This window comes from Variovorax sp. Root434 (assembly GCF_001426595.1).
In the GTDB taxonomy this organism is placed as follows: Bacteria; Pseudomonadota; Gammaproteobacteria; order Burkholderiales; family Burkholderiaceae_C; genus Variovorax.
This window is the reverse complement of the sequence record NZ_LMEK01000027.1, coordinates 124455-150138: the sequence shown is the minus strand read 5'-3', so window position 1 is coordinate 150138 and position 25684 is coordinate 124455. Positions and strand designations below refer to the sequence as shown.

Annotated in this window: 27 protein-coding genes; 16 read left to right on the top strand and 11 right to left on the bottom strand. The window is 64.6% G+C overall.

Translation table 11 applies throughout. From position 1 onward, the window contains the following. The 5 genes from ASD05_RS27150 (at window position 1) to ASD05_RS27130 (ending at window position 4264) form a co-directional block, all read left to right on the top strand. Window positions 1–1923, top strand: a complete 1923-nt coding sequence (locus ASD05_RS27150; protein ID WP_056599208.1) for a StlD/DarB family beta-ketosynthase — start codon at window positions 1–3, stop codon at window positions 1921–1923. Then, on the top strand, window positions 1907–2818 hold the full coding sequence (locus ASD05_RS27145; protein WP_056599205.1) for a DUF6999 family protein: 912 nt from the start codon (window positions 1907–1909) through the stop codon (window positions 2816–2818). Before ASD05_RS27150 ends, ASD05_RS27145 begins: the two co-directional genes overlap by 17 nt. A 26-nt stretch (window positions 2819–2844) precedes the next feature. Further along, complete coding sequence (locus tag ASD05_RS27140; protein WP_413747978.1) at window positions 2845–3207, top strand: hypothetical protein; 363 nt, start codon at window positions 2845–2847, stop codon at window positions 3205–3207. Further along, window positions 3194–3424, top strand: a complete 231-nt coding sequence (locus ASD05_RS27135; protein ID WP_007836713.1) for a hypothetical protein — start codon at window positions 3194–3196, stop codon at window positions 3422–3424. The genes ASD05_RS27140 and ASD05_RS27135 overlap by 14 nt, the downstream gene beginning before the upstream one ends. A gap of 252 nt (window positions 3425–3676) precedes the next feature. Further along, entirely contained in the window at window positions 3677–4264 is a 588-nt protein-coding gene (locus tag ASD05_RS27130; RefSeq protein WP_056599199.1) for a hypothetical protein, read from the top strand. Between the two features lie 13 nt (window positions 4265–4277). Here the strand turns inward: ASD05_RS27130 and ASD05_RS27125 are convergent, their stop codons facing one another. Then, window positions 4278–5120, bottom strand: coding sequence for a metal-dependent hydrolase (locus tag ASD05_RS27125; RefSeq protein ID WP_056599384.1), 843 nt, complete (start codon window positions 5118–5120; stop codon window positions 4278–4280). A 125-nt stretch (window positions 5121–5245) separates the two neighbouring features. On the opposite strand from ASD05_RS27125, the gene ASD05_RS27120 reads away from it, so the two are divergent. Continuing rightward, the gene (locus ASD05_RS27120) at window positions 5246–5878 is read left to right on the top strand and encodes a TetR/AcrR family transcriptional regulator (RefSeq protein WP_056599196.1); all 633 of its coding nucleotides are present in this window, start codon (window positions 5246–5248) and stop codon (window positions 5876–5878) included. A 35-nt stretch (window positions 5879–5913) separates the two neighbouring features. Here the strand turns inward: ASD05_RS27120 and ASD05_RS27115 are convergent, their stop codons facing one another. Continuing rightward, window positions 5914–6282 (bottom strand): nuclear transport factor 2 family protein, encoded by a 369-nt coding sequence (locus ASD05_RS27115; RefSeq protein WP_056599193.1) that lies wholly within the window; start codon window positions 6280–6282, stop codon window positions 5914–5916. 1 nt (window position 6283) lies between these two features. After that, the gene (locus ASD05_RS27110; protein WP_157610305.1) at window positions 6284–8806 is read right to left on the bottom strand and encodes a sodium-translocating pyrophosphatase; all 2523 of its coding nucleotides are present in this window, start codon (window positions 8804–8806) and stop codon (window positions 6284–6286) included. A 254-nt stretch (window positions 8807–9060) separates the two neighbouring features. Between ASD05_RS27110 and ppa the strand changes: the two genes are divergently transcribed. Continuing rightward, window positions 9061–9588 carry an inorganic diphosphatase gene (ppa, locus tag ASD05_RS27105; protein ID WP_056518061.1) on the top strand — a complete coding sequence of 176 codons (528 nt, stop codon included), beginning with the start codon at window positions 9061–9063 and terminating at the stop codon, window positions 9586–9588. Here the strand turns inward: ppa and ASD05_RS27100 are convergent, their stop codons facing one another. Beyond that, window positions 9589–10341 carry a hypothetical protein gene (locus ASD05_RS27100; protein WP_056599187.1) on the bottom strand — a complete coding sequence of 251 codons (753 nt, stop codon included), beginning with the start codon at window positions 10339–10341 and terminating at the stop codon, window positions 9589–9591. Window positions 10342–10398: 57 nt separating this feature from the next. Next, window positions 10399–11571 (bottom strand): GNAT family N-acetyltransferase, encoded by a 1173-nt coding sequence (locus tag ASD05_RS27095; protein WP_056599380.1) that lies wholly within the window; start codon window positions 11569–11571, stop codon window positions 10399–10401. A 19-nt stretch (window positions 11572–11590) separates the two neighbouring features. Here ASD05_RS27095 and ASD05_RS27090 point away from each other — a divergent pair, with 19 nt between their 5' ends. Together ASD05_RS27090 and ASD05_RS27085 are read left to right on the top strand one after the other, a co-directional pair. Next, window positions 11591–13288 carry an NAD+ synthase gene (locus tag ASD05_RS27090; RefSeq protein WP_056599184.1) on the top strand — a complete coding sequence of 566 codons (1698 nt, stop codon included), beginning with the start codon at window positions 11591–11593 and terminating at the stop codon, window positions 13286–13288. After that, entirely contained in the window at window positions 13285–13623 is a 339-nt protein-coding gene (locus ASD05_RS27085) for a P-II family nitrogen regulator (protein ID WP_007834250.1), read from the top strand. Before ASD05_RS27090 ends, ASD05_RS27085 begins: the two co-directional genes overlap by 4 nt. 45 nt (window positions 13624–13668) lie before the next feature. On the opposite strand, the gene ASD05_RS27080 is transcribed toward ASD05_RS27085, so the two are convergent. The 6 genes from ASD05_RS27080 to ASD05_RS27055 are packed head-to-tail and all read right to left on the bottom strand — an operon-like array spanning window position 13669 to window position 17106. Further along, on the bottom strand, window positions 13669–14259 hold the full coding sequence (locus tag ASD05_RS27080; protein WP_056599181.1) for a TIGR00730 family Rossman fold protein: 591 nt from the start codon (window positions 14257–14259) through the stop codon (window positions 13669–13671). A gap of 31 nt (window positions 14260–14290) precedes the next feature. After that, window positions 14291–14698, bottom strand: a complete 408-nt coding sequence (locus ASD05_RS27075) for a diacylglycerol kinase (RefSeq protein WP_056599178.1) — start codon at window positions 14696–14698, stop codon at window positions 14291–14293. Beyond that, window positions 14695–15261, bottom strand: a complete 567-nt coding sequence (locus tag ASD05_RS27070) for an RDD family protein (RefSeq protein ID WP_056599175.1) — start codon at window positions 15259–15261, stop codon at window positions 14695–14697. The genes ASD05_RS27075 and ASD05_RS27070 overlap by 4 nt, the downstream gene beginning before the upstream one ends. A 13-nt stretch (window positions 15262–15274) precedes the next feature. Next, window positions 15275–16102, bottom strand: a complete 828-nt coding sequence (locus ASD05_RS27065) for a DUF3106 domain-containing protein (RefSeq protein ID WP_056599172.1) — start codon at window positions 16100–16102, stop codon at window positions 15275–15277. Window positions 16103–16117: 15 nt separating this feature from the next. After that, window positions 16118–16543, bottom strand: a complete 426-nt coding sequence (locus tag ASD05_RS27060) for a DUF3619 family protein (RefSeq protein WP_056599169.1) — start codon at window positions 16541–16543, stop codon at window positions 16118–16120. After that, window positions 16540–17106: an RNA polymerase sigma factor gene (locus ASD05_RS27055; RefSeq protein ID WP_042673514.1), complete on the bottom strand. Its 567-nt coding sequence runs from the start codon at window positions 17104–17106 to the stop codon at window positions 16540–16542. The genes ASD05_RS27060 and ASD05_RS27055 overlap by 4 nt, the downstream gene beginning before the upstream one ends. Window positions 17107–17400: 294 nt before the next feature. On the opposite strand from ASD05_RS27055, the gene ASD05_RS27050 reads away from it, so the two are divergent. The 7 genes from ASD05_RS27050 to ASD05_RS27020 all read left to right on the top strand — a co-directional run bounded on the left by ASD05_RS27050 (window position 17401) and on the right by ASD05_RS27020 (window position 25647). Beyond that, window positions 17401–19185: an acetolactate synthase 3 catalytic subunit gene (locus ASD05_RS27050; protein ID WP_056599167.1), complete on the top strand. Its 1785-nt coding sequence runs from the start codon at window positions 17401–17403 to the stop codon at window positions 19183–19185. A gap of 110 nt (window positions 19186–19295) precedes the next feature. Beyond that, window positions 19296–19787, top strand: a complete 492-nt coding sequence (gene ilvN / locus ASD05_RS27045) for an acetolactate synthase small subunit (protein ID WP_007834236.1) — start codon at window positions 19296–19298, stop codon at window positions 19785–19787. 53 nt (window positions 19788–19840) lie between these two features. Beyond that, window positions 19841–20101 (top strand): DUF4282 domain-containing protein, encoded by a 261-nt coding sequence (locus ASD05_RS27040; protein WP_007834235.1) that lies wholly within the window; start codon window positions 19841–19843, stop codon window positions 20099–20101. A 49-nt stretch (window positions 20102–20150) separates the two neighbouring features. Beyond that, window positions 20151–21167, top strand: a complete 1017-nt coding sequence (ilvC, locus tag ASD05_RS27035) for a ketol-acid reductoisomerase (protein WP_056599164.1) — start codon at window positions 20151–20153, stop codon at window positions 21165–21167. Window positions 21168–21351: 184 nt separating this feature from the next. Then, window positions 21352–22176, top strand: coding sequence for a CDP-diacylglycerol--serine O-phosphatidyltransferase (gene pssA, locus ASD05_RS27030; protein WP_056599161.1), 825 nt, complete (start codon window positions 21352–21354; stop codon window positions 22174–22176). 185 nt (window positions 22177–22361) lie between these two features. Beyond that, window positions 22362–24065 carry a 2-isopropylmalate synthase gene (leuA, locus tag ASD05_RS27025; RefSeq protein WP_056599158.1) on the top strand — a complete coding sequence of 568 codons (1704 nt, stop codon included), beginning with the start codon at window positions 22362–22364 and terminating at the stop codon, window positions 24063–24065. A 43-nt stretch (window positions 24066–24108) separates the two neighbouring features. Further along, the gene (locus tag ASD05_RS27020; protein WP_056599156.1) at window positions 24109–25647 is read left to right on the top strand and encodes a 2-isopropylmalate synthase; all 1539 of its coding nucleotides are present in this window, start codon (window positions 24109–24111) and stop codon (window positions 25645–25647) included. Window positions 25648–25684 lie beyond the last annotated feature (37 nt).

Here is a 25684-nt window from a genome sequence, read left to right as displayed (position 1 = left end):
ATGCCTGTTTCATTTCAACGCGTCTACCTCGAAAGCGCCGGCTACTTCATGCCGGGCGAGCCCATCCCCAACGACCGCATGGACGCGTACATCGCGCCGCTCAACCGGATGTCGGAGCGCATCAAGCGGCGCATCCTGGCGGAGAACGGCATCCTCACGCGGCACTACGCCATCGACGAGGAAGGCGTGACCCGCCACACCAATGCGCAACTGGCGGCCGGTGCGATCCGCGACTGCCTGCGGCGGGGTGGTGCGGAGCTGTCGCGCGTGTCGCTGTTGGCCAGCGGCTCGTCGGGCGGCGACACGCTGATGCCAGGCTTTGCCAACATGATCCAGGGCGAGCTGGCGGCGCAGCCGATGGAGACGCATTCGGTGCACGGCATCTGCGCGGCGGGCGTGTCGGCGATCCAGACAGCTGCGCAGGGCATCGAGCTGGGGGCGCACCGCTCGGCGGTGGCGGTGGCCAGCGAGATGCCGTCGCGCCTCTTCAAGCGCTCGCGCTTCGCGGCGCGCGGCTACGAGACCGACTTCGACTCGCACTTCCTGCGCTGGATGTTGTCCGATGGCGCGGGCGCCTTGCTGCTGTCCGACGGTACGCCTGCACTGGCCGGCGCACCGGGGCTGCGGCTGAAGCTGAAGTGGGTGCACCAGCGCGCCTTCTCGGGCGACTATCCGGTTTGCATGCAGCTCGGGCTGACCGAAGACCGGGCACGCGGCCACCTCGATTTCGGCTCCTGGGCCGAGGCCGAAGCTGCAGGCGCGCTGTCGCTGCGCCAGGACATCCGTCTGCTGCCGCACCTGTTCGACATCGGCATCCACGAGTACGCGGGACTGGTGCGCGACGGGTGGGTCGATCCGAAGCGGGTAGACCACTTCCTGTGCCACTACTCGTCGGAAAAATTCATCCCGGTGGTCGAGGACCTGATGGCCAAGGCCGACCTGTCGATCCCGCGCGAGCGCTGGTGGAGCAACCTGGCTTGGCGCGGCAACACCGGGGCCGCGTCGATCCTCGTGATGCTGGCCGAATTCCTGCACACCAAGGCGCTGAAGCCCGGCGAGCAGATCTTCTGCTACGTGCCAGAGTCGGGGCGCTTCATGGCAGCGTACATGCTGCTCGAAGTGGAGGCGGTCGATGCCGTGCCGGTGGTTGCCGCACCGCGTGCGGCGGCAGCAGCAGCGCCTGACGACGACCTCGTGATCGCGCCCCCGCACGATCCGGCCGTCGCGCCCGAGGGCCTCGGCGCCTTGTTGACCGAACTGGCCGCCATCTGGCACGACTACCGCTCCCGAGTCTGGCGCACGCCGCTGGTCCGCCAGATCCGCGAGCGCCGCTTTGCCGTGCCCGACTATCTGAACTGGATGGAGCAATGGGTGCCCCAGGTTCGCGAAGGCAGCCTGTGGATGCGCGAAGGCGCCGCCTCGCTGAGCGAGCCGTACCAGATGCTGGCCTCGCTGATCGGCGTGCACGCGGGGGAGGAGCAGAACGACTTCAACATCCTCTTCAGCGACTACCGCAAGGCCGGCGGCACCGTCGAGACCATCGACGAACTGCGCCGCAACCCCGGCGGCGAGGCGCTCAATGCCTACCTGCATGGCCTGGCTGCCACGCGTGACCCGATCGGACTGCTGGGCGCGATCTACATCATCGAGGGCACTGGCCAGCGCATCGTGCCGGCGCTGCTGCCGCTGCTCAAGTCCGGCCTGAAGCTGCCACCCGATGCCTTCCGCTTCCTCGAGTACCACGGCCACAACGACGAGCATCACCTGAGCCGCTGGCTCACGGCGGTCGAGATGGTCATGGCCGTAGAGGGGCAGGCGCGCGCCGCCCGACAGATAGCCGACACCGCGCGCCATACGGCCGCGCTGTACCTGATGCAGTTCCAGCACATCACCGAACGCAGGCCCCATGGACCGAACACCTGATTTCCTGACCCAGGCGCACGACGAGCGCGACCCCAGCCCCTGGCTGGCGCTGTACCTCGACCAGAGCACGCCGCTGCCCGACGACGTCAAGGCCGCGTGGCTGGCCGATTCGAGTTCGGCCTCACGCCAGTACCTGCTGCCGTTCCTGCGGCCGATCGCGCGGCTGACGATCATCCTGATCCAGATCGTGAAGGTGTTCGTGCCGCGCAACTGGTCGCATTCGATGCTGCTGCACCGACTTCTCGCGTGGGGGCTGAAGCGCTTTGTTTCGCCGGAGGCCAATTGGCTGATCCTGCGGCACTTTCACCTGGGCTCGCAAGTGCTGGCCTTCATCGGGCGAAACTCGCCGGCCCCGGTGGCGACGAGCCCGCTGGAGCCGGCCGACATCGACGCGCTGAAGGACGAGATGTTCCTGAAGCACGACCTGAACCTGTTCAACTTCGTGATCCGGCTGAACAAGGCGCTGCGCGACAAGGGCGTGGCGCTGTGCAAGGCGGAGCTGGCCGATTTCTCGATGATCAAAGAGCCCGGTCCGCGGCTGGAAGACATGCCCCGGGGAAGGCTCAATTTTCTCGACCTGCAAAGCGCAATCGAGCTTTTTACGCCGCTTTACCAGCTGATGCTGACGGACAACGATTTCTGGCGCGCCGCCAACTCCCTGCAGCTGGACGAAACCATCGGCATCTACGCAGCCACGATCCTGGCCGCGCCCGAACACCTCATTCTGGTCAACAACAAGCACCCGCTCGTGCCCCTGTCGACTTTGCGGGCGGGGCATCGGCTGGTGATCCACGGGCTGTCCACCGAGATGCTGCACAGCCTGCTCCAGCGGATGCAGGCGGCCCAGGAAACCGGGGCGCCAGAGACCTCCCCGTGCGAGCAGCCACTTGCATAGGCGTATGCTGCCCCCAGATGCGAACCATGAACACGACCGATAATCCGTCTCCCAAGACCGATCTGGCAGTGACCCACGTGTTGGCACAACTGCTGGAAAAGCTTGAACACAGCGCTGTGCCTGTTGGCGCAGAGCAGTACCGTTCCGTGGTCGAACACCTCGTGCATGAGTTCGAGGATGTCGAGCAGGGCGCCGAACTCGGCCGCCTGCTCGATGCCTATCCGGCCGCGGCCGAGGTGTACGAGAACCTCAACTACCAGTACGCCGGGCTTTGCCGCTCGGCGTTGGACGCTTCCCTGGCGGCTGAAACCAGTGCCCGGGAAGCCATTGCACGCGCGATGCGCCGTGCCGAACCGAACAGCAAGGACAAGACGCATGGCGAAGGGTGAAGTGAAGACGGCAGTGGTGGCGGACGGCCTGCGTTACAAATCGAAGACGCCCGGTTCGCCGTTTCGCGCCTCGGCGTCGTTCAGTGGCGCGACCATGTCGTGCTTCATGTGCGGCAAGCACCGCGTGCGCTCGCAGTTGCGCACCCGCCAGGTGCTGGGCAAGTCCCAGACCGTTTGCGCGCCTTCCTGCAAGGCGCTCGACGAATCCCTCGAATAGGGGATTGACCGAGTCCGGTGAAGGACACCCTGATAGCACATCAGGGAGGCACTTTGGAGACATTTCCGCGTGCATAAGTCACGAATTGGCCTTCCCCATTGCCGCCAATCGTTATACAGTTAGAAACAAATGATGCAAGTGATTGCATGAATTCAAAAGTTCTAATTTGTAGCCGATTTCCAATGAATTGCAGCCACGCCGTCGACGCCCCTCGCGGGACATGGAATTCAACGCTTGCAAAGGGGCTCTGCCATGGCTAAGTCGCGCAACGTGGTCATACAGGTGGTCAAGCGCTCCTCCGGCAGCGCCACGCACCATGTCGAATTCCTGATGGATGACAACTTCGCCGAGCGCCTGCGCCAATTGCGCTCGCTGGTACCGCCTCTTGGCAGCCTGAACAAGCAGCGCGACCTCGTGATCGACAAGGTGCGCGTGCGCCTGCCCAACGCCATCTGGCGCTCGGGCAACGAGATCGAGATGGACGGAGGCGTGGACGGCTCCTGCATCGTCATTGCCGCGGAAGGCTCGTTCAATTGCGGCGGCAAGGACCGCAAGACGCGTGAGAAGCTCGTGACGTACAACTTCTCCATCGCGCGCCTGATCGAGCTGCATGCCGAGCGCCCCGAGGGCGAGACCCTCTACATCCGCGACGGCGTGTTCGCCAACGACGAGCCTGCCGAATCGCCGGCCGGCCGCTGGGTCACTTCGATGCACGAGCTGGAAGTGGTGATGCGCGTGCCGGACGCTCCGTCCGATTTCGACACCCTGCACGACTTGGCGCTGCGCCCCGAACACCAGCAGGCCAGCGGCGGTGCGCCGCAACGCGCCAACTTCTACTGAGCTTTCTTGTCGGTCAACCCGCGGCCGCTGCCTCGGGTGCCGCGCCTACGGGCGTGTACTGTGCGCGGTTGTCCGCCAGCCAGCGCACCGAGAGGCTGCTGTCCTGCTGCATCGGATGGAAGTCCGGGCGCAGGTAGCTGCGCCAGCCGGCCAGGTTGCCGCGCAGCAGACCGTCGCGGTTCAGCAGGATGCGCGCCGCGCTCTTCCAGGTCGACCATTTCCACAGCTGCTTTTCGCGGCGCAGGTTGTCGATGGTCTGGTGCATCAGGTCGCTCAGGAACATGATCGTGACGCGGCGGAACCACCGTTTGCGCCATTCGTCGGAGCCGCCTGCGGCTTTGTAGATGTCGAAGGCCACGCTCTTGTGTTCCAGTTCTTCAGCGCTGTGCCACAGCCACATGGTGCGCAGCCGGGGCTCGGCGCCGTCGAGGATCTCGGGGTGGGCCAGCAGCCATTCGGCGAACAGCGCCGTGAAGTGCTCGGTGGCCGCCGTCACCGCCAGCGCGTGGCGCGGGTCGGCGTCCTCCATCAGCGCCAGGCGCTTGCCCGCGCGCGCCGTCCAGCCATCCACCAGGCCCTGGCTTTCGAGGTGGTTGTTGAAGAGCGAATGAATGCGCCGGTGTGTGGCTTCCTGTCCGATGAAACCGCGCACGTCGGCGCGATGCTTTTCCTGCACTTCCGTCGGCAGCGTGGCGACGGCATCGCGAACCGCGTCGATGAAGAATTGCTCGCCGAAGGGGAAGCTCATCGACAGGGCGTTGAAGAAAGCGGTCGAGAATGCGTCGCCGCCGCACCAGTCGCGGGCAAAGGGCGATTGCAAATCGATCAGAAGGCGGCGGACCACGAGATCAGTCATGAAAAACAAGCCTCGGAAAAAAGCACGGGATGACATGGCTGGTACGTCTTCGTACCAGCTTGCCTCCATGGTGCAATTGCAAGTTGGTACTGTCAAGTACCAAGGCGTAGGAAAATGTGCCGTTCATGAGTGAAACCGTCGAAACAGCCGCGCCTTCCAAGTCAGCCGACGGCATCGGAAGCGAGCACTACACGCGCCTGCTGCAAGGCATGGCGCATGCCGTGGCCGCCAAGGGCTACGCCGAAACCACCATTGCCGACATCGTGCGCGAGGCCGCCGTGTCGCGCCGCACCTTCTACGAACACTTCGGCACCAAGACCGAGTGCCTGATCGCGCTCTACGAGACCGCCAGCCGCCTCGCACTGCAGGCGGTGAGCGAGGCCTTCGATCCGGTGCAGCCCTGGCATGCGCAAGTGGAGCAGGCCATGACCGCGTATTTCGACTACCTCGCGCAAGACCCTGTGCTGCTGCGCACGCTGTTCGTCGAGATCCTGGGGCTCGGCATGCCCGGCCTCGTGGTGCGGCGCAGGGTGAACGACGAGATCGCCAACTTCATCCAGATGGCGATCAACAGCAGCAGTGCCGGCGCGGAAGACCCCGGGGTGCACCTGACGGGCGAGATGGCGATGACGGTGGTCGGCGGCATCAACGAACTGGTGCTGGAGGCCATCGAGCAGGACCGCGCGGGCGACCTGCGCGAACTGGTGGCGCCCGCCACGCGGCTGGTGCGGGCCGTGGCGGCCGAGAGCAGGCGCTAGAAGCCGAAATTCAGGTTGGCGTTGCGCGGAAGCGTTCAGCTCGGCTTTCTCTGCGCGGGATCGTAGAAGAACTGCTCTTGCGCGATGCGATCGCCTTCCCAGCGCTGCCAGGCGATCTCTTCCATGCGCATCCTGCTGCCACCCTTGAACGTGAACTCGAAGATCCAGTGGATGGCCACATGGTCGCCGTTCACCAGCACCGGGTGCACGCAGGTGGAGGTCACCGATTCGGTGCGCTCGAGCACGGCGGTTTCCTGCGCCACCAGCGTACTGCGGCCGCGCCGCGGCTCGGCCTGGTTCTCGCGCATGGTGGCATCTTCGGTGTAGAAGTCCTCGATGGCTTGGGCATGCGCACCGCCTTCGACAGCGGCGATGAAAGATTCGAGTCGGGCGGGTGTGGGCATCTCAGGACTTTACTTTCACTTCGACCCGGCGCGCTTCGGTGGGAGGACCATCGGCTTGCGATTGCTCGGGCTTGGCCAGTTCGATCTTGTCCTCGGGTGCGCCGGCGGCCTTGAGCGCATCGCTCACGGCCATCGCGCGCTGCTTGGCGAGTTCGGCGTTCTTCGCGGGATCGCCGCTGGCGTCGTGGTAGCCGCTCACCAGCACGGTGCTGCCGCTCTGCACGGCCTTGATGACGTCGGCCAGTGCCTCCTTGGCGTTGGGCGCGACTTCGGCGCTGGCGCTTGCGAAGTAGAACTTCACGACGCCGTTCTCTACCTTCACGGCGGCAGCCTCGGCGGCCGATACGGCGCCTGAAGCGACCGCAGCAGCAGGCGTGGACGGGGTCGACGGCGCCATGGCGGCGGGGGCCGTCGCGGGCGGCGGCGTCTCGACCTTCGTCGGTACGGCTGCCGCATCGCCTGCATGGAACTTCACCACCAGCGGCACGATGAGCAGCGCCACGATGTTGATGATCTTGATCAGCGGGTTCACGGCCGGACCGGCGGTGTCCTTGTAGGGGTCGCCCACGGTGTCGCCGGTGACGGCGGCCTTGTGCGTCTCGCTGCCCTTGCCGCCGAAGTGGCCGTCCTCGATGTACTTCTTGGCGTTGTCCCAGGCACCGCCGCCGGTGCACATGCTGATGGCGACGAACAGGCCCGTGACGATGGTGCCCATCAGCAGCCCGCCCAGCGCCTTCGGGCCGAGCACCAGGCCCACGATGATCGGCACCAGCACCGGCAGCAGCGACGGGATCATCATTTCCTTGATGGCGGCGCCGGTCAGCATGCCCACGGCCTTGCCGTACTCGGGCTTGCCGGTGCCTTCCATGATGCCGGGGATGTCGCGGAACTGGCGGCGCACTTCCTCCACCACCGCGCCTGCAGCGCGGCCCACGGCCTCCATGGCCATCGCGCCGAAGAGGTAGGGAATCAGGCCGCCGATGAAGAGGCCGACGATCACCATCGGATCGCTCAGGTTGAAGCTGATGGCCTGCCCGAAGCTCTCCAGCTTGTGCGTGTAGTCGGCAAAGAGCACCAGCGAGGCGAGGCCGGCCGAGCCGATGGCGTAGCCCTTGGTCACGGCCTTGGTGGTGTTGCCCACCGCGTCGAGCGGGTCGGTCACGGCGCGCACGCTGTCGGGCAGCTCGCTCATCTCGGCGATGCCGCCGGCGTTGTCGGTGATGGGGCCGTAGGCGTCGAGCGCGACCACGATGCCGGCCATGCTCAGCATCGAGGTGGCGGCCACCGCGATGCCGAACAGGCCCCCCAGCGAATAGGACGCCAGGATCGCAATGCACACGAAGATCACCGGCCACGCCGTCGAGCGCATCGACACGCCGAGGCCCGCGATGATGTTGGTGCCGTGGCCCGTGGTCGAGGCCTGCGCGATGTGCTGCACCGGCTTGTACTGGGTACCGGTATAGAACTCGGTGATCCACACCAGGGCGGCCGTCAGCGCAAGGCCGACGAAGCAGGCGCCGAACAGCTTGAGCTGGCTGCCGCTCGGGGCAATGGCGTTGTCGGGAATCAGCCAGCTGGTGACGAACCAGAACGCGACCAGCGACAGCACGCCCGCCACCGCCAGGCCCTTGTAGAGCGCCGGCATCACGTTGACCATGCCCGGCGATGCCTTCACGAAGAAGCAGCCGATGATCGACGCGATGATCGACACGCCGCCCAGCGCCAGCGGATACAGCACCGCGTTGGTCGGCGCCGCGGTGACCATCAGCGCGCCCAGCACCATGGTGGCGATCAGCGTCACGGCGTAGGTCTCGAACAGGTCGGCCGCCATGCCGGCGCAGTCGCCGACGTTGTCGCCCACGTTGTCCGCGATCACTGCCGGATTGCGCGGGTCGTCTTCGGGAATGCCGGCTTCGACTTTGCCCACCAGGTCGGCGCCGACGTCGGCGCCCTTGGTGAAGATGCCGCCGCCCAGCCGCGCGAAGATCGAGATCAGCGAGGAGCCGAAGGCAAAGCCGATCAGCGGATTGAGGATGGCCGAGAGGCCGTGGGCCCCGGCTGGAATGCCGCCAGCGGCCAGCACCCAGTAGAAGACCGACACGCCCAGCAGGCCCAGCCCCACCACCAGCATGCCGGTGATGGCGCCGCCGCGGAATGCCACGTCGAGCGCCGGGCCGATCCCGTGCGTGGCCGCCTGCGCCGTGCGCACATTGGCGCGCACCGACACGTTCATGCCGATGAAGCCGCAGGCACCCGAGAGCACCGCGCCCACGATGAAGCCGACCGCCGTGGTCAGGTCGAGGAAGATGGCGATCAGGATGGCGAGCACCACACCCACGACGGCGATGGTGCTGTACTGCTTGGCGAGGTAGGCCGAGGCGCCGGCCTGGATGGCCGCCGCGATCTCCTGCATGCGGGCGTTGCCGGCGTCCTTCGCGAGAATCCAACTTCGGGCCCAGAAACCGTAGGCCACGGCCACGAGGCCGCAGACGATGGCCAGTATCAGGGGGGTGTTGCCGATCATGCTTTGCTTCTCCATTCGTTCGTTGTGACTTGTGGAGACGGACAGCATGGGCCCTGCGTGCAACGCGTACGGGACCATGTTTTCCGCCGCGTTGCTTCCTCGAAGCTCGCTGCACCTGGGGTGCGGAGCCGATTGGCCAACGGTTGCAATTTACAGGCAAAAACGAGCGAGCGTGCGACGGGCCGGTGACACGGAAAGTAAACTCCGGGTTTGTCCCAATCCGTCTCATACTTTTCAACTACTCGAAAAACGTCATGTCCTTCGACAAAGTTTCCCCTGGCAAGAACGTTCCCGATGCCTTCAACGTCGTGATCGAAATCCCGATGAACGCCGATCCGATCAAGTACGAAGTCGACAAGGAATCCGGCGCGATTTTTGTCGACCGCTTCATGACGACGGCCATGTACTACCCCGCCAACTACGGCTACGTGCCGCAGACCCTGTCGGGCGATGGCGACCCGGTGGACGTGCTGGTGATTGCCCCATACCCGCTGCTGCCGGGCGTGGTGGTGCCGTGCCGCCCCCTGGGCATCCTGATGATGGAAGACGAAGCTGGCGTCGACGGCAAGGTGCTGGCCGTGCCCACCGACAAGGTGCTGCCGATCTACAGCCACTGGAAGTCGGTCGACGACGTGAACCCGATGCGCCTGAAGGCCATCAGCCACTTCTTCGAGCACTACAAGGATCTGGAAGCCGGCAAGTGGGTCAAGGTGCTGGGCTGGGAAGGCATCGACGCCGCCAAGAAGGAAATCCTGGACGGCATCGCCGCCTACAAGAAGTAATCAGCCCCGGATCGCATCGCCAGCCTGCCGCATCCACTCGCGGTTGACCGACCTGGCGTGCGAGTTCCAGTGGCGCGCGGCCTGCTGGAGCTCGTCCCATTGGCGCTGCGCCGCAGCGGCGTCGCCTTGCTGCGCCAGCCAGACCACATAGCTGGCGCGTGCCTCGACCGTGTTGTACTTGCTCAATGCGGCTTCGAAGGCTTCGCGCGCTTCCGTGTTGCGCCTGTCGGCCGCCAGGGCGCGGGCCGTCAGCACGGCGACTTCGTCGTTGCGGTAATCGTCGCGCGTGCTGCGCAGGGTCTGCAAGGCCTGCAGGGCATCGCGACCCGCCGAAGGGCCGCCTGCGGCCATCAGCGCGCTGGCGAGGCCGAATTGCAATTCGGGATCGGAGGCGAGCGGGCCCTTCAGCGCGTCGCGGTAGTGGCCGACGGCATCGGCGGCCTGGCCCTTGTCGAGCGCGGCCTTGGCCAGGCGCAGCTTGTTCTGGGCCGTGGGCGCGAGGTCGTAGGCTTCGGTGGCCGCACGGTATTCGCGCTCGGGATCGATGAAGCCGATGGCCGCGCTCGCCACCTTGCCCGCGGTGCGCTGCATGCGCGAGGCGGGCAGGTACTCGACCATGAAGTACACGATGCTGCCCAGCAGCGGGAAGCTGAAAAGGATGATGAGCCAGTACATCTGCTTGCCGTGGCGCATCGCATGCACGGCAAAGAACAGCGCAATGAGGACGTGCAGCCCCAGTCCGAAGAATGGCATTGGTTTCTTTGTGTTGTTGTCGAATCGGGCGCCTTTATAGCAGCCCCGAATGGCAACTCAGGCGGACCTGAAGGGGCTGCGCTCGCCCAGGTGGTCCATGTAGTTCTCGATGCCCGCGCCCTCGCGCTCCAGGAAGCGCTCGACTGCATCGGCGAACGAGGGATGCGCCAGCCAGTGGGCGCTGGTGGTCTTCACCGGCATCAGCGCGCGCGCCATCTTGTGCTCGCCCTGGGCGCCGCCCTCGAAGCGCTGGGCGCCATGTTCGATGCACCAGGCCAGCGGCTGATAGTAGCAGGCCTCGAAATGCAGGCAGTCCACGCGCTCCAGCGCACCCCAGTAGCGGCCATAGGCGACCAACGGCCTGTCAGACTGCGTCGAGAGGGCGATCAGACTGGCGGCCATCGGCTTGCCGTTGCGCTCGGCCACGAACAGCAGCCAGGCCTCGGGCATGGTGCCGGCCATGCGCCGGAAGAAGTCGCGCGTGAGGTAGGGCGGGTTACCGTGCTCGCGATAGGTGCGTTCGTAGCAGCGGTAGAAGAAGTCCCAATCGGCCTTCGAGATGTCGGTGCCGCGCGACCAGCGGAAGCTCACGCCAGCGTCGGCCACCTTGCGGCGCTCCTGGCGGATCTTCTTGCGCTTGTCGTGGGAGAGGCTGGCGAGGAAGGCGTCGAAGTCCGCGTAGCCAGTGCCGGCCGTGGGTGCCGTGTTCGTCCAGTGGAATTGCACGGTGTTGCGCAGCATCAGGCCGGCTTCGGCGCAGGCGGCGATGTCCGCCTCGGCGCCGAACAGCAGGTGCAGCGACGACAGTTCTTCCTGTTTGCACAGCGCGACGAGCCCTTGCACCAGCAATGTGCGGCTCTGCGCGTCGCGCGCCAGCAGCCGTGTGCCGGGCACGGGCGTGAACGGCACGGCGACCACGGCCTTCGGGTAGTAGGCCAGCCCGTGCTGTTCGTAGGCGTTGGCCCAGGCCCAATCGAACACGTACTCGCCGTAGGAGTGGTCCTTGATGTAGAACGGGCACGCCGCCTGCAGCGTATCGCCTTGCCACAGCGTGACGAACTGCGGCACCCATCCGCTGTCCGGCGAGGCGCTGCGGCTGTCGTTCAGCGCCGCAAGGTATTCGTGGCGCATGAAAGGCGAGGGCTCGGCCTCGGCGGCCAGCAGCGCGTTCCATGCTTCCGGGCTCACGTCCGACGGCGACGACAGAACCCGGATGACATAATCGTTCAAGCCTTTTTCTTCCTTCTGTATGACGCTCAAGCTCGCCATCGCGCAACTCAATTTTGTGGTGGGCGACCTCGCCGGCAACGCGAAAAAGATCGTCGACGCCGCGCGCCAGGCCCATGCACAGGGCGCGCGTCTCTTGTTGACGCCCGAACTCTCGATTGCCGGCTATGCGGCGGAGGACCTGTTCCTCCGTCCCGCCTTCACCGAAGCCTGTGATGATGCCGTGAAAGGCATTGCCGGCGCTCTGGCCGACCTCAAAGACATGGTCGTGGTGGTGGGGCATCCAACCGGCGGCAGCCTGCGCAGCCGCTCGGTGGCCGTGCAGATGCGCCACAACGCGGCCAGCGTCATCAAGGAGGGCCGCATCCTCGAAACCTACGCCAAGCGCGAACTGCCGAACTACCAGGTGTTCGACGAGCGCCGCTATTTCACGCCGGGGCAGGGCACCTGCGTGTTCGAGGTGGGCGGGGTCTCGGTCGGTCTGCTGATCTGCGAGGACGCCTGGTTCGACCAGCCGGCCGAGCTGGCCCGCGAAGGCGGTGCCGAGGTGCTGGCGGTGATCAATGCTTCGCCCTACCACGTGGGCAAGGAAGGCGAGCGCATCGCGCGCATGGCCGACCGGGCGCGTGCCGTGGGGCTGCCGCTGGTGTATGCGCACCTGGTCGGCGGGCAGGACGAGGTGGTGTTCGACGGCGCTTCGTTCGCGCTGCAGGCCGACGGCGCCACCGCCATGCAGGCGCAGAGCTTCCGGGAAGGGCTGGTCTTCGCACAGCTGGAGCGCACACCCCGGGGCAGCGTCGGCTTCGTGGCCGAGCCCGCTGCGATCGCACCGCCGCGCGATGCTGAAGCCCAGCTCTGGGACGCACTGGTGTTGGGCGTGCGCGACTACGTCGGCAAGAATGGTTTTCCGGGCGCCATCCTGGGGCTTTCGGGCGGCATCGATTCCGCATTGGTGCTTGCGATCGCGGTCGATGCACTGGGTAAGGACAAGGTCCGCGCGGTGATGATGCCTTCGCCTTACACCGCCGACATCAGCTGGATCGATGCGCGCGACATGGCCAGCCGCCTGGGCGTGCGCTACGACGAGATTTCGATCAAGCACACCTTCGAATCCTTCAAGGATGCGCTGGCAGAGGAGTTCAAGGGCCGGCCCGAAGACACGGCAGAGGAAAACATCCAGGCCCGCATCCGTGGCACGCTGCTGATGGGGCTGTCGAACAAGTTCGGCGCCATCGTGCTCACCACGGGCAACAAGAGCGAGATGGCTACCGGCTATTGCACGCTCTACGGCGACATGGCGGGCGGTTTCGCGGTCATCAAGGACCTGCTCAAGACCACCGTGTTTGCGCTGGCGCGCTGGCGCAACGCCCACGACCCGTACGGTACGGGGGCAGCGCCGATCCCCGAGCGGATCATCACGCGGCCTCCCAGCGCCGAGCTGCGCCCCGACCAGACCGACCAGGACAGCCTGCCGCCCTACGACATCCTCGACGGCATCCTGGCACGCTACATGCAGGACGACGAAGGCATCGACGAGATCATTGCCGCGGGCTACGACCGCGCGGTGGTCGAGCGGGTTGCGCGGCTCATCAGGATCAACGAATACAAGCGGCGCCAGGCGCCGGTAGGCATCCGGGTCACCCACCGAAGCTTCGGCAAGGATTGGCGTTACCCTATCACCAGCAAATTCAACGAAACCGCCGGAGCGCAAAAACCATGAAGCAGATCACCGCCATCGTCAAACCCTTCAAGCTCGAGGACGTGCGCGAGGCCTTGGCCGAAGTGGGCGTTACCGGGTTGACCGTCACCGAGGTCAAGGGCTTCGGCCGCCAGAAGGGGCACACCGAGCTCTACCGCGGTGCCGAATACGTGGTCGACTTCCTGCCCAAGATGAAGGTGGAAGTGGTCGTCAACGAGGCCGATGTGGAGCGCTGCATCGAGGCCATCGTCAGCTCGGCGCGCACCGGGAAGATTGGTGACGGGAAGATTTTCGTGACGGACGTGGAGCGCATCGTGCGCATCCGCACCGGCGAAGAAAACGAAAACGCAGTCTGAAGCAAAAAGCCTCCGGTGACGGGGGCTTTTTTCGAACCGCGCGCCTCAGAGATTTTCCGACAGCCTGTCTTCGCGCGGGTGGAGCGGCACTTCGGCGCGCAGCGCCGTGAGCAGTTCGGGCACGTCGGTGCCGATGCGGATCAGTTCCATCTGCCAATCGCCCATGAAGCCTTCGCGCACGCTGTGCGCCAGGAAGCCCAGCAGGCCGTCGTAGTAGCCGGCGGTGTTGAGGATGCCGGTCGGCTTGTCGTGATAGCCGAGCTGGCGCCAGGTCCAGATCTCGAACAGTTCCTCGAAGGTGCCGATGCCGCCCGGCAGGGCGACGAACGCGTCGGCGCGCTCGCCCATCATGGCCTTGCGCTCGTGCATGGTGTCGACCACATGCAGTTCGTCGCACAGCGGGTTGGACAGTTCCTTGTCGACCAGCGCCTTGGGGATGATGCCGACCACGCGGCCGCCGGCGAGGCGGGTGGCCTCGGCGACCGTGCCCATCAGGCCGGTTCGGCCGCCGCCATAGACCAGTTGGCCGCCATGCCGGCCGATCCATTGGCCGACCGCCTGCGCGGCCTGGGAAAACTCGGGGCGCTCGCCGGGGCGCGAGCCGCAATACACGCAAATCGAAAATTCAGGATTCATCCTGCCATCATGCCGCAGCCCGCGGGCCTGCTCATGACACGAAGCGTTGCCACAACGCCGCCGCCCAGATGCCCCCGCAGAGCGTGAGCGACAGCAGCACCGCGGCGCTGCCCATGTCCTTGGCGCGCTTGGAGAGGTCGTGCCACTCGGGCCCGATGCGGTCGATGGCTGCTTCGACGGCGGTGTTGAGCAGCTCGACGATCATCACCAGGATCGCGCTGCCCGCGAGCAGCGCCACCTCGGTCCAGCCGCGTCCGAGCCAGAAGGCGGCCGGGATCATCGCGATCGACATGATGGCTTCCTGGCGGAAAGCGGGCTCGCTCCAGCCGGCGCGCAGGCCGTGCAGAGAGATCAGCGCGGCATGCCAGACCCGTTCGAGGCCCTTGCGGGCTTTCTGCGGATTGACGGCGGGATCGGGAAGTTTGGGCAAGGCACTCATCGGCGACTCATCGGTTTGGAGGTGATGAGCCGTGTACCGGCCCAGGCGTCGTGCCAGAACTGGCGCTCGGGGTGAAAACGCGCCAGCAGCGCCCAGACGGCGACCCAACCGAAAATCAGGACGGTCGATTCGCCGCCCGACAGCTTGAACGGTGCAATGGCGGCCAGCGGCGGTAGAAACCAGACCCAGCTCAGCAGGTAGCGCGCCAGCGCCCGGCGCTGGCTGACAGGCCGTCCATGTGCGTCGACGATGCGGATGTTCCAGGTCTTCATGGCGAGGGTCTGGCCCTTGGTCCAGAACCAGACGAAGTACACGCCGAACACCACGAAAAGAAAAGCCTGAAAAAGATGGCGCCGCGAATCCATGGCGTCGCGCATCTGGCCCAGCGTGCTGAAGAGCCAGCCGGAAACGAACACCACGGCGAACAGCAGCATGCCCTCATAGAGCCAGCAGGCCATGCGACGCCAGAGGCCCGGCACTATCGAAACAGGAGCGCGGGTCGCTGGAGGAATCTGCGAGGCAGCCTGATCGGAGCCCGACGCCTCGGGAGAGCTGGAAACCATCGGAGCCTTGGGGTCAGGGGGCAGAGGGGGGTGCCTCGGCCGCAGAAGACGGTGCCGGTACCTGGGCTTCCGCCGGAACCGGCGCGGCGCTGGCTGGCGTGGGTGCAGCAGGCGTGACGGAAACCGCCGGCGTCGTTGCCGCGGGGGCGCGCTCCGGCGGCGAGGCCACCAGGATCGTTGCGGGCCCGGCTGCGGGCGACGGTGCCAGCAGGATTCTGGGCGTGTGCTGCCCTGCAGGCGTGACGGCCGGCACCGGCACGAGCTTCTGGGACGAAACCGGCCGCACGGGAATGGCTGCCCCGCGCGGCTTGGGTGGGGCGCTTTCTGCAAGCTTGCGCTTTTCTTCCTCGCTCAAGGCCTGGTACTGCTCCCATTTGACCTTGCGCTCGTCGGGCGAAATGCGCTTGACCTCGGCGAAGTTCAGACGAGCCTGCGCACGTTGCTGGTTGCTCAGGGCAGCCCATTCGATCATGCGGCTGTGCAGGGTGGACTGATCTTCGGTCGACATGCTCGCGTAGTTGCGAGACAGCGCCAGCCATTTCCTTTTCTGGCCGACATTCAGCGTGTTCCAGTGAACGCTTAGCGGCTTGAGTGCCTGCTGCTGCTCGGCCGTGAGTTCGCTCCAGAGCGGCTTTGTGGTCGAGATGGCCTTCGGACTGGTGGCCGACGCGGAACTTGCCGGGGTCGAGCCCTTGACCGCCGCCTCGGTGGGGGGCTGGGCGTTGGCGAGCGTCAGGCCGAAGGCTGCGGCCGCAAGCGCACCCGCCCAAACGACTGCGCCCGCCTGGAGCGGGCGCAACGGATGGGTAGTGTTCGCGCTGGAGATGGAACGGCGTCGCATTCGGTTGGTGAAGGTTCAGTCGGAGGCGCTGTCGGCCTTCAGGAATTGAGCGAAACCGGGGTCGGTATAGGCGGCGGGCGGCAGGTCGCCCGTCAGCAGCGCGGAATCTACTTCGGCCAGTTCGCTGGCGCGATCGTCCTCCTGCATCGCGCTGATGGCGATCAGGCCGGCCACGAGCGCGATCAGCGGCACCACGGAGCCGATGCGGGTCCACCAGCTGCCACCCATCGTGAGCGTATGACCCGACTGCACTGCCACAGTCGCGGTTCGCAGCTGCGGAGGCAGCTTGCGCGCGGCCACGGCCTGCGCGCGCGCCACGCGAAGCCGTTCGCCGATGTCGTGCGGCAACTCCCGATTACCAGCCGAAAGGCGGGCAACCACGCGCTGACCGAACTGGTCTTCGGCGATGCCGGAAGTTGATGTTGGAACCTTAGTGTTCATAGCGATATTCCCTTGGCCTTGAGCGCCTTGCTCAGAGCGTGAACGGCTCGCGAACAATGGGTTTTGACGCTGCCCTCGGAGCAGCCCATCGCAGCGGCCGTCTCTGCGACGTCCATTTCCTCCCAGTAACGCATCAGGAAAGCCTCGCGTTGACGACCCGGCAGTGCTGCGATCTGTTCCTCAATTTCGTGGAAGACCTGGGCGCGGCGAGTCGTGTCTTCGGCGCTCTCCGATTCCCTAGAGTCGGTCGGCGAGACGAAGTTCTCCAGCAGGTCGAAATCTCCGTCGTCGTCGATCGATTCGAAATCGCTGAGGTTGGAGAACAGGGCGCGCCGGGTTTTCTGGCGGCGGAACCAGTCGAGCGTGCAGTTCGACAGGATGCGCTGGAACAGCATCGGCAACTCGGCCGGTGGCTTGTCGCCGTAGTGCTGCGCCAGCTTCATCATGCTGTCCTGCACGATATCGAGCGCTGCTTCTTCATCCCGCACGTGGTAGACCGAGCGCTTGAAAGCGCGCCGTTCGACGCTTTTCAGGAAGTCGGAGAGTTCTTGTTCAGTTGCCAAGCGAGAGGGGGCGCGAAAGGTGCGCCGCGTGGGAAAAGGGGTCTGGCGATTGCGTACGTCGCGTGTGTGTTTATCGCCGCGGATTATGCCTTTGTAGCTTTACAAGGCAGCTGAAGCGAATCTGAACGCCCGGAAATGTCATAATCCGCCTTGCAAGTCAAAAGGCAAACGGGTCACGGTCCGGCGGAACATCAGTCCGCCCATGGCTTTGGCCTCAAGTCCTGGCGCGGCCCCACAAGGGTTGGCAAGGGGCACCCAAGGTATTTCGTTCCCGAAATAACACAAAGGTTGATCATGGAAATCTCCAAGGCGGAAATCGCTTCCGCAGCAGCCGCGTCCTCAGGCGCAGGCAACCCAACGCAAGAACTCATGGGCGCTGAAGTGCTGGTCAAGGCACTGCAGGCCGAAGGCGTCCAGTACGTCTGGGGCTATCCGGGCGGCGCAGTTCTCTACATTTACGACGCGTTCTACAAGCAGGACACCATCCAGCACGTGCTGGTGCGTCACGAGCAGGCTGCCGTTCACGCGGCCGACGGCTATGCACGCGCTACCGGCGACGTCGGTGTGGCGCTGGTCACTTCCGGTCCTGGCCTGACCAATGCGGTCACCGGCATCGCCACCGCGTACATGGACTCGATTCCGATGGTGATCATTTCGGGCCAGGTGCCGACGGCCGCCATCGGCCTCGACGCCTTCCAGGAATGCGACACGGTCGGCATCACCCGTCCCATCGTCAAGCACAACTTCCTCGTCAAGGATCCCAAGGATCTGGCCATGACGATGAAGAAGGCCTTCCACATCGCGCGCAGCGGCCGCCCGGGCCCGGTGGTGGTGGACGTGCCCAAGGACGTTTCGTTCAAGAAAACGCCTTACGCAGGCTATCCCGACAAAGTCGAGATGCGCTCGTACAACCCGGTGCGCAAGGGCCACGGCGGACAGATCCGCAAGGCGCTGCAACTGCTGCTGGCCGCCAAGCGTCCCTACATCTACACCGGCGGCGGCGTGCTGCTGGGCAATGCCACCAACGAGTTGCGCACGCTGGTCGACATGCTCGGCTATCCGGTCACGAATACGCTGATGGGCCTGGGCGCCTACCCGGCGAGCGACCGCAAGTTCCTGGGCATGCTGGGCATGCACGGCACCATCGAAGCCAACAACGCGATGCAGAACTGCGACGTGCTGCTGGCCGTGGGCGCGCGCTTCGACGACCGTGTCATCGGCAACCCCAAGCACTTCGCGCAGAACGAACGCAAGATCATCCACGTCGACATCGATCCGTCGAGCATTTCCAAGCGCGTGAAGGTCGACATCCCGATCGTCGGCGACGTGAAGGACGTGCTCACCGAGCTGATCTCGATGATCCGCGAGAGCACCACCAAGCCCGACGCCGGCGCGCTGGCCGACTGGTGGAAGACCATCGAAGCCTGGCGCTCGCGCGACTGCCTCAAGTACGACCGCGGCAACAAGGACGTGATCAAGCCGCAGTACGTGGTCGAGACCCTCTGGAACATGACCAAGGACGCCGACGCGTACATCACGTCGGACGTGGGCCAGCACCAGATGTGGGCTGCCCAGTACTACCGCTTCGACGAGCCGCGCCGCTGGATCAACTCGGGCGGCCTGGGCACCATGGGCGTCGGCATTCCCTACGCCATGGGCATCAAGCTCGCCAAGCCCGATTCGGAAGTGTTCACCATCACCGGCGAAGGCTCGGTGCAGATGTGCATCCAGGAACTCTCCACCTGCCTGCAATACAACACGCCGATCAAGATCTGCTCGCTCAACAACCGCTACCTGGGCATGGTGCGCCAGTGGCAGGAAATCGAATACTCCGGCCGCTACAGCCACAGCTACATGGACGCACTGCCCAACTTCGTGAAGCTCGCCGAGGCCTATGGCCACGTCGGCATGCTGATCGAGCGTCCACAAGACGTGGAGCCCGCGCTGCGCGAAGCACGCAAGCTCAAGGACCGCACGGTGTTCATGGACTTCCGCACCGATCCCACCGAGAACGTGTTCCCGATGGTGAAGGCCGGTATGGGCATCACCGAGATGCTGATGGGTTCCGAGGATCTCTGATCCGCGGGGCATTTTTCTCTCGTTCAACTTTTACTGACGAATCTATTGCCCGCCAAGCCCGCGCATTACCGTGCGCGGGGGAGGGCGGCGAAAAGAGGAGTCACGCAAACATGAAACACATCATTGCAGTGCTGCTGGAAAACGAGCCGGGTGCTCTTTCCCGCGTGGTGGGCCTGTTCTCGGCCCGTGGCTACAACATCGAATCGCTGACGGTCGCGCCCACGGAGGATGCGAGCCTCTCGCGCATGACCATCGTCACGACCGGTTCCGACGACGTGATCGAGCAGATCACCAAGCACCTGAATCGCCTGATCGAAGTCGTGAAGGTCGTCGACCTGACCGAAGGCGCCTACACCGAGCGCGAGCTCATGATGGTGAAGGTGCGCGCGGTCGGCAAGGAGCGCGAGGAAATGATGCGCATGGCCGAAATTTTTCGCGGCCGCATCATCGACGTGACCGATAAGAGCTACACCATCGAACTCACCGGCGACCATGGCAAGAACGACGCTTTTCTGGAAGCGATCGAACGTAGCGCTATCCTCGAGACTGTCCGTACCGGTGCCAGCGGCATCGGCCGCGGCGAGCGCATTCTGCGCGTGTAGGAGGGTGAAGGCGCCCTCAGTTCATCAGTTCATCCACACATGAGGCAAAAGTGATGCGAGGTCTGCTCGGTTTCGACAGGATGGTGACTCCCGCGATCGTGCGGGTGCTCTACTTCCTCGGCCTGCTGGGCGTGATCGTCCTTGCGGGGGCGGCGCTCTATCAGCGCCAGTACCTGCCGGCCTTCACGTTCCTGATCTTCGGTGCCATCGGTGTCCGCATCTACAGCGAACTGCTCATCGTGCTGTTCCGCATCCACGACAGCCTCGTGTCCATCAACCAGCAAATGAAGGACCGGAATTCCTCCGGCCTCTGAGTGAAATTCGCCCGCTCTGCGGGTGCTTGAGATTTTTTAGGAGAAATACATGAAGGTTTACTACGACAAAGACGCGGACCTGAGCCTCATCAAGGGCAAGACGGTGGCAATCATCGGTTACGGCTCGCAAGGCCATGCGCACGCGCAGAACCTGAACGACAGCGGCGTCAAGGTCGTGGTCGGCCTGCGCAAGGGCGGTGCTTCGTGGGACAAGGTCGGGAAGGCCGGCCTGCAAGTCGCCGAAGTCGCCGACGCCGTGAAGGCAGCCGACGTGGTCATGATCCTGCTGCCCGACGAGCAGATCGCCAACGTCTACAAGAACGACGTGGCCCCGTACATCAAGGAAGGCGCTTCGCTCGTCTTCGCGCACGGCTTCAATGTGCACTACGGCTTCGTCCAGCCGCGCGCCGACCTCGACGTGTGGATGGTGGCTCCCAAGGCCCCCGGCCACACCGTGCGCAGCACCTACACCCAAGGCGGCGGCGTGCCCCACCTCGTGGCCGTGCACCAGGACAAGACCGGCAAGGCGCGCGACCTCGCGCTGAGCTACGCCACCGCCAACGGCGGCGGCAAGGCCGGCATCATCGAAACCAACTTCCGCGAAGAAACCGAGACCGACCTGTTCGGCGAACAAGCGGTTCTGTGCGGCGGCACGGTCGAACTGATCAAGGCCGGTTTCGAAACGCTGGTGGAAGCCGGCTACGCGCCCGAAATGGCGTACTTCGAATGCCTGCACGAGCTCAAGCTGATCGTCGACCTGATCTATGAAGGCGGCATCGCCAACATGAACTACTCGATCTCGAACAACGCCGAATACGGCGAGTACGTCACGGGCCCGCGCATCGTGACCGACGAGACCAAGAAGGTCATGAAGCAAGTGCTGCGCGATATCCAGACCGGCGAATACGCCAAGAGCTTCGTGCTCGAAGCCGCTGCCGGCCAGCCCGCGCTGATCAGCCGCCGCCGCCTGAATGCAGAGCACCAGATCGAAGTCGTCGGCGAAAAGCTGCGCGCGATGATGCCCTGGATCAAGAAGAACAAGCTGGTCGATCAAACCCGTAACTGATCTTCCCGGTGAGAGGGTGCTTTGGCACCCGTTTCCCAAGGGCCACCCGTCGCGGTGGCCCTTTTGTTTGCAGGGGCCGAAGAGGTCCCCTGAACTACACTGCAAGCCATGCGATTCACAGACATAGATGCTATCGAATGGATAGCTGACCGCGTAGCGCCCACGAGGGACGGAGGCCATTCCAATGCATGACGATACGATTCCCGACGACGTGCAGCCGCGCAAGCGCCGCAAGGGCATCTACATCCTGCCGAACCTGTTCACGCTCGCAGCGTTGTTCGGCGGTTTCTACTCGGTCGTGATGGCCATGAATGCGCGATTCGACCTCGCGGCGCTCGGTGTGTTCGCCGCGATGATTCTCGACAGCCTGGACGGGCGCGTGGCCCGCATGACCAACACGCAGAGCGCGTTCGGCGAGCAGATGGATTCGCTGTCCGACATGGTGTCGTTCGGCGCCGCACCAGCGCTCATCGCCTACGAGTGGTCGCTCAAGGGTCTGGGCCGCTGGGGCTGGATCGCCGCCTTCGTGTACTGCGCCTGCGCGGCGCTGCGGCTCGCGCGCTTCAACGTGAACACCGGCGTGGTCGACAAGCGCTGGTTCCAGGGGCTGCCGTCGCCTGCGGCTGCTGCACTGGTAGCAGGCTTCATCTGGCTCGTGGACGAATGGGGCAAGCGCGGCGGGGAGGTGCTGTATCTCTCGTGGACGCAGATCACCTGGGTCACCTTTGCCTTCACGCTGTATGCGGGCCTCACGATGGTCACCAATGCGCCGTTCTACAGCTTCAAGGACATCCAGATGAAGAAGAGCGTGCCCTTTGCCGCAATCGTGCTCATCGCGCTCGGCATCGCGGTCATCAACATCCATCCGCCCACCGTCCTGTTCGGCCTTTTCGTCATGTACGGCCTGAGCGGCTACGTGGTCTACGCGTGGCGCAAGGCCAAGGGCCAGCCGGTGAGCGTGATCAGCACCTCAACCGAAGAGCCGGACGAACGGGGCCTGCATAACTGACGGTGGCTTGTGCTACATTCGCAATCCTCATGACCAAGATTTCGCTGCTGGCCCTACTAGCCCTCCCTCACGGGCGGAGACGGTAGCGCACGCGCAAATCCCTCACCACGGCCCGTTCGCACCAGCAACGGGCCGTTTGTTTTTGGGGTTGCTGGTTGATTACCAACCATCTCAGAGAAATCGACATGCTCAAGCAACCTCAAAGCAAATACCGCGCATTCGCCCCGATCGGCCTCAAGGACCGCACCTGGCCCGATGCCGTGCTGACCAAGGCGCCGATCTGGCTGTCGACCGACCTGCGTGATGGCAACCAGGCGCTGGTCGAGCCCATGGACATCGCGCGCAAGATGCGCATGTTCGAAACCCTCGTGGCCATCGGCTTTAAGGAAATCGAAGTCGGTTTCCCCTCGGCCTCGCAGGTCGAATTCGACTTCGTGCGCAAGCTCATCGAGGAAGACCGCATTCCCGACGACGTAACGATCCAGGTGCTGACGCAGGCGCGCGACCACCTCATCGAACGCACCTTCGAATCGCTGCAGGGCGCACCGCGCGCCATCGTGCACCTCTACAACGCCGTGGCGCCGGTGATGCGCCGCGTGGTGCTCGGCATGGACGAAGACCAGATCGTCGAGCTCGCCAGCAGCCATGCGCGCATGTTCAACGAGTTCGCCGCCAGGCAGCCGGAAACGCAGTGGACTTTCCAGTACTCGCCCGAGATGTTCTCCGGCACCGACGTCGTGTTCTCGAAGCGCGTGGTCGATGCGGTAACCGAGGTCTGGGCGCCGACGCCACAGCGCAAATGCATCGTGAACCTGCCCACGACGGTGGAGCATTCAACGCCGAACATCTTCGCCGACATGATCGAGTGGATGCACCGCAATCTCGCGCGCCGCGATTCGATCGTGCTGTGCGTGCACCCGCACAACGACCGCGGAACTGGCACCGCAGCCGGCGAACTGGCCTTGATGGCCGGCGCCGAGCGCATCGAGGGCTGCCTGTTCGGCAATGGCGAGCGCACCGGCAACCTCGACCTTGTGAACGTCGCGCTCAACCTCTACACGCAGGGCGTTTCGCCCGAGCTCGATTTTTCGAACATCGACGAGATCCGCGCCACCGTCGAGCACTGCAACCAGATTCCCGTGCACCCGCGCCATCCCTACGTGGGCGACCTGGTCTACACCTCGTTCTCGGGCTCGCACCAGGACGCGATCAAGAAGGCCTTCGCCGCGCGCAAGGAAGGCGACATCTGGGACATGCCTTATCTCCCCATCGACCCGAAGGACGTGGGCCGCAGCTATGAAGCCGTGATCCGAGTCAACAGCCAGTCCGGCAAGGGCGGCATGGCCTACCTGCTCGAGAGCGAGTACGGCCTCGAGATGCCGCGCCGCCTGCAGATGGAGTTCATGCAGACCGTGCAGCGCGTGATGGACGTCGCCGGCAAGGAACTCACTGCCGCCGACCTCTGGCAGCTGTTCGTGCGCGAGTACGGCATCGAGACCGCTCAGGCACTGCAGCACCGTGTGATCGAGGAAGAAGGCGAGGGCGTCAACGCCTCGGTGGTCCTGCGCGGCGACCTGTCGTGGGACGGTGAAAACCATACCATCGAAGGCCGCGGCAATGGCCCTATCGACGCCTTCACGCAGGCACTGAGCCAGGCCACCGGCCACACGGTACGCGTGATGGACTACCACCAGCACGCCATCGGCGCCGGCGCCGATGCGAAGTCCGTGGCCTACCTCGAACTGCGCGTCGACGAAAGCCGCACGCTGTTTGGCGTGGGCATCGACGCGAACGTGATCACGGCGTCGCTGAAAGCAATTGTCTCGGGCGTGCAGCGTGCTCGTGCCCTGGGCGCACACGGCGCACAATCGGTGGTTGAAGCCGCCTGACGCTGCCGACGCGCAAGGTGGGAACGATCACAGGAGATTCACGATGACCGACCAACTCATTATTTTCGACACCACCCTGCGCGATGGAGAGCAGTCGCCCGGCGCCTCGATGACGCGCGATGAAAAGATGCGCATTGCCAAGCTGCTGGAGCGGCTGAAGGTCGACGTCATCGAAGCCGGCTTTCCCGCCAGCTCGAACGGCGACTTCGAGGCCGTGAAGGCGATTGCCAATGCGATCAAGGACTCGACGGTGTGCGGCCTTTCGCGAGCCAACGACCGTGACATCGCGCGCGCGGCCGAGGCCCTCAAGGGCGCGGCCCGCGGGCGCATCCACACCTTCATCGCGACCTCGCCGCTTCACATGGAGAAGAAGCTGCGCATGTCGCCCGACGAAGTGCACGAGCAGGCCAAGCTGGCTGTGCGTTTCGCGCGCAACCAGCTGGCCGACGTGGAGTTCAGCCCCGAAGACGGCTATCGCAGTGACCCGGACTTCCTATGCCGCGTGCTCGAAACTGTGATCAACGAAGGGGCCACCACCATCAACGTGCCGGACACCGTCGGCTACGCCGTTCCCGAGCTCTACGGCAACTTCATCAAGATGCTGCGCGAACGCATTCCCAACAGCGACAAGGCGATCTGGTCGGTGCACTGCCACAACGACCTCGGCATGGCCGTGGCGAATTCGCTGGCGGGCGTGAAGATCGGCGGCGCGCGCCAGGTGGAATGCACCATCAACGGCCTGGGCGAGCGCGCGGGCAACTGTTCGCTCGAGGAGGTGGTCATGGCGGTGAAGACCCGCAAGGATTATTTCGGGCTCGACCTGCGCATCGACACGCAGCACATCGTGGCCGCGAGCCGCATGGTCAGCCAGACCACCGGCTTCGTGGTGCAGCCCAACAAGGCGGTGGTGGGGGCCAACGCCTTCGCGCACGCCTCGGGCATTCACCAGGACGGCGTGCTCAAGGCGCGCGACACCTACGAGATCATGCGCGCCGAGGACGTAGGCTGGGCGGCCAACAAGATCGTGCTCGGCAAGCTCAGCGGCCGCAATGCCTTCAAGCAGCGACTGCAGGAGCTGGGCGTGGCCATGGAAAGCGAAGGCGACATCAATGCCGCGTTCCTCCGGTTCAAGGAGCTGGCCGACCGCAAGTCGGAAATTTTCGACGAGGACATCCTCGCGCTCGTCAGCGCGGAAGAGGTGTCGCACGTTGGAGAACAGTTTGCTTTTGTTTCTCTCTCCCAGCACAGCGAAACCGGCGAGCGCCCCCAGGCGAAGGTCGTGTTCACTGTCCAGGGCAAGGAAGTCACAGGCGAATCCGACGGGAATGGCCCGGTTGATGCTTCGTTGAAAGCCATCGAGTCGCACGTCAAGAGCGGCGCCGAGATGGTTCTTTACTCTGTCAATGCCATCAGTGGCTCGACGGAAAGCCAAGGGGAGGTTACAGTTCGGTTACAAAACGCAGGGCGGGTGGTCAACGGTGTGGGTGCAGACCCGGACATCGTGGTCGCTTCGGCAAAGGCTTATTTGAGCGCGCTCAACAAGTTACAGAGCCAAGCTGAGAGAGTTGCGGCACAGGGTTAGGTTTTAGGCGATCCTTGATTTTCGATTGAAGAAGAGG

What these genes read in the sequence shown, in the direction of transcription:
- ASD05_RS27040 (WP_007834235.1), top strand. Translation starts at nt 19,841, where the DNA reads ATGCGAGGTCTGCTCGGTTTCGACAGGATGGTGACTCCCGCGATCGTG.
- ASD05_RS27080 (WP_056599181.1), bottom strand. Translation starts at nt 14,259, where the DNA reads ATGAATCCTGAATTTTCGATTTGCGTGTATTGCGGCTCGCGCCCCGGC.
- leuA (WP_056599158.1), top strand. Translation starts at nt 22,362, where the DNA reads ATGCTCAAGCAACCTCAAAGCAAATACCGCGCATTCGCCCCGATCGGC.
- ASD05_RS27125 (WP_056599384.1), bottom strand. Translation starts at nt 5,120, where the DNA reads ATGACTGATCTCGTGGTCCGCCGCCTTCTGATCGATTTGCAATCGCCC.
- ppa (WP_056518061.1), top strand. Translation starts at nt 9,061, where the DNA reads ATGTCCTTCGACAAAGTTTCCCCTGGCAAGAACGTTCCCGATGCCTTC.
- ASD05_RS27110 (WP_157610305.1), bottom strand. Translation starts at nt 8,806, where the DNA reads ATGATCGGCAACACCCCCCTGATACTGGCCATCGTCTGCGGCCTCGTG.
- ASD05_RS27135 (WP_007836713.1), top strand. Translation starts at nt 3,194, where the DNA reads ATGGCGAAGGGTGAAGTGAAGACGGCAGTGGTGGCGGACGGCCTGCGT.
- ASD05_RS27140 (WP_413747978.1), top strand. Translation starts at nt 2,845, where the DNA reads ATGAACACGACCGATAATCCGTCTCCCAAGACCGATCTGGCAGTGACC.
- ASD05_RS27090 (WP_056599184.1), top strand. Translation starts at nt 11,591, where the DNA reads ATGACGCTCAAGCTCGCCATCGCGCAACTCAATTTTGTGGTGGGCGAC.
- ASD05_RS27150 (WP_056599208.1), top strand. Translation starts at nt 1, where the DNA reads ATGCCTGTTTCATTTCAACGCGTCTACCTCGAAAGCGCCGGCTACTTC.
- ASD05_RS27130 (WP_056599199.1), top strand. Translation starts at nt 3,677, where the DNA reads ATGGCTAAGTCGCGCAACGTGGTCATACAGGTGGTCAAGCGCTCCTCC.
- ilvN (WP_007834236.1), top strand. Translation starts at nt 19,296, where the DNA reads ATGAAACACATCATTGCAGTGCTGCTGGAAAACGAGCCGGGTGCTCTT.
- ASD05_RS27100 (WP_056599187.1), bottom strand. Translation starts at nt 10,341, where the DNA reads ATGCCATTCTTCGGACTGGGGCTGCACGTCCTCATTGCGCTGTTCTTT.
- ASD05_RS27060 (WP_056599169.1), bottom strand. Translation starts at nt 16,543, where the DNA reads ATGAACACTAAGGTTCCAACATCAACTTCCGGCATCGCCGAAGACCAG.
- ASD05_RS27050 (WP_056599167.1), top strand. Translation starts at nt 17,401, where the DNA reads ATGGAAATCTCCAAGGCGGAAATCGCTTCCGCAGCAGCCGCGTCCTCA.
- ASD05_RS27070 (WP_056599175.1), bottom strand. Translation starts at nt 15,261, where the DNA reads ATGGTTTCCAGCTCTCCCGAGGCGTCGGGCTCCGATCAGGCTGCCTCG.
- ASD05_RS27075 (WP_056599178.1), bottom strand. Translation starts at nt 14,698, where the DNA reads ATGAGTGCCTTGCCCAAACTTCCCGATCCCGCCGTCAATCCGCAGAAA.
- ASD05_RS27115 (WP_056599193.1), bottom strand. Translation starts at nt 6,282, where the DNA reads ATGCCCACACCCGCCCGACTCGAATCTTTCATCGCCGCTGTCGAAGGC.
- pssA (WP_056599161.1), top strand. Translation starts at nt 21,352, where the DNA reads ATGCATGACGATACGATTCCCGACGACGTGCAGCCGCGCAAGCGCCGC.
- ASD05_RS27020 (WP_056599156.1), top strand. Translation starts at nt 24,109, where the DNA reads ATGACCGACCAACTCATTATTTTCGACACCACCCTGCGCGATGGAGAG.
- ASD05_RS27120 (WP_056599196.1), top strand. Translation starts at nt 5,246, where the DNA reads ATGAGTGAAACCGTCGAAACAGCCGCGCCTTCCAAGTCAGCCGACGGC.
- ASD05_RS27085 (WP_007834250.1), top strand. Translation starts at nt 13,285, where the DNA reads ATGAAGCAGATCACCGCCATCGTCAAACCCTTCAAGCTCGAGGACGTG.
- ASD05_RS27145 (WP_056599205.1), top strand. Translation starts at nt 1,907, where the DNA reads ATGGACCGAACACCTGATTTCCTGACCCAGGCGCACGACGAGCGCGAC.
- ASD05_RS27065 (WP_056599172.1), bottom strand. Translation starts at nt 16,102, where the DNA reads ATGCGACGCCGTTCCATCTCCAGCGCGAACACTACCCATCCGTTGCGC.
- ilvC (WP_056599164.1), top strand. Translation starts at nt 20,151, where the DNA reads ATGAAGGTTTACTACGACAAAGACGCGGACCTGAGCCTCATCAAGGGC.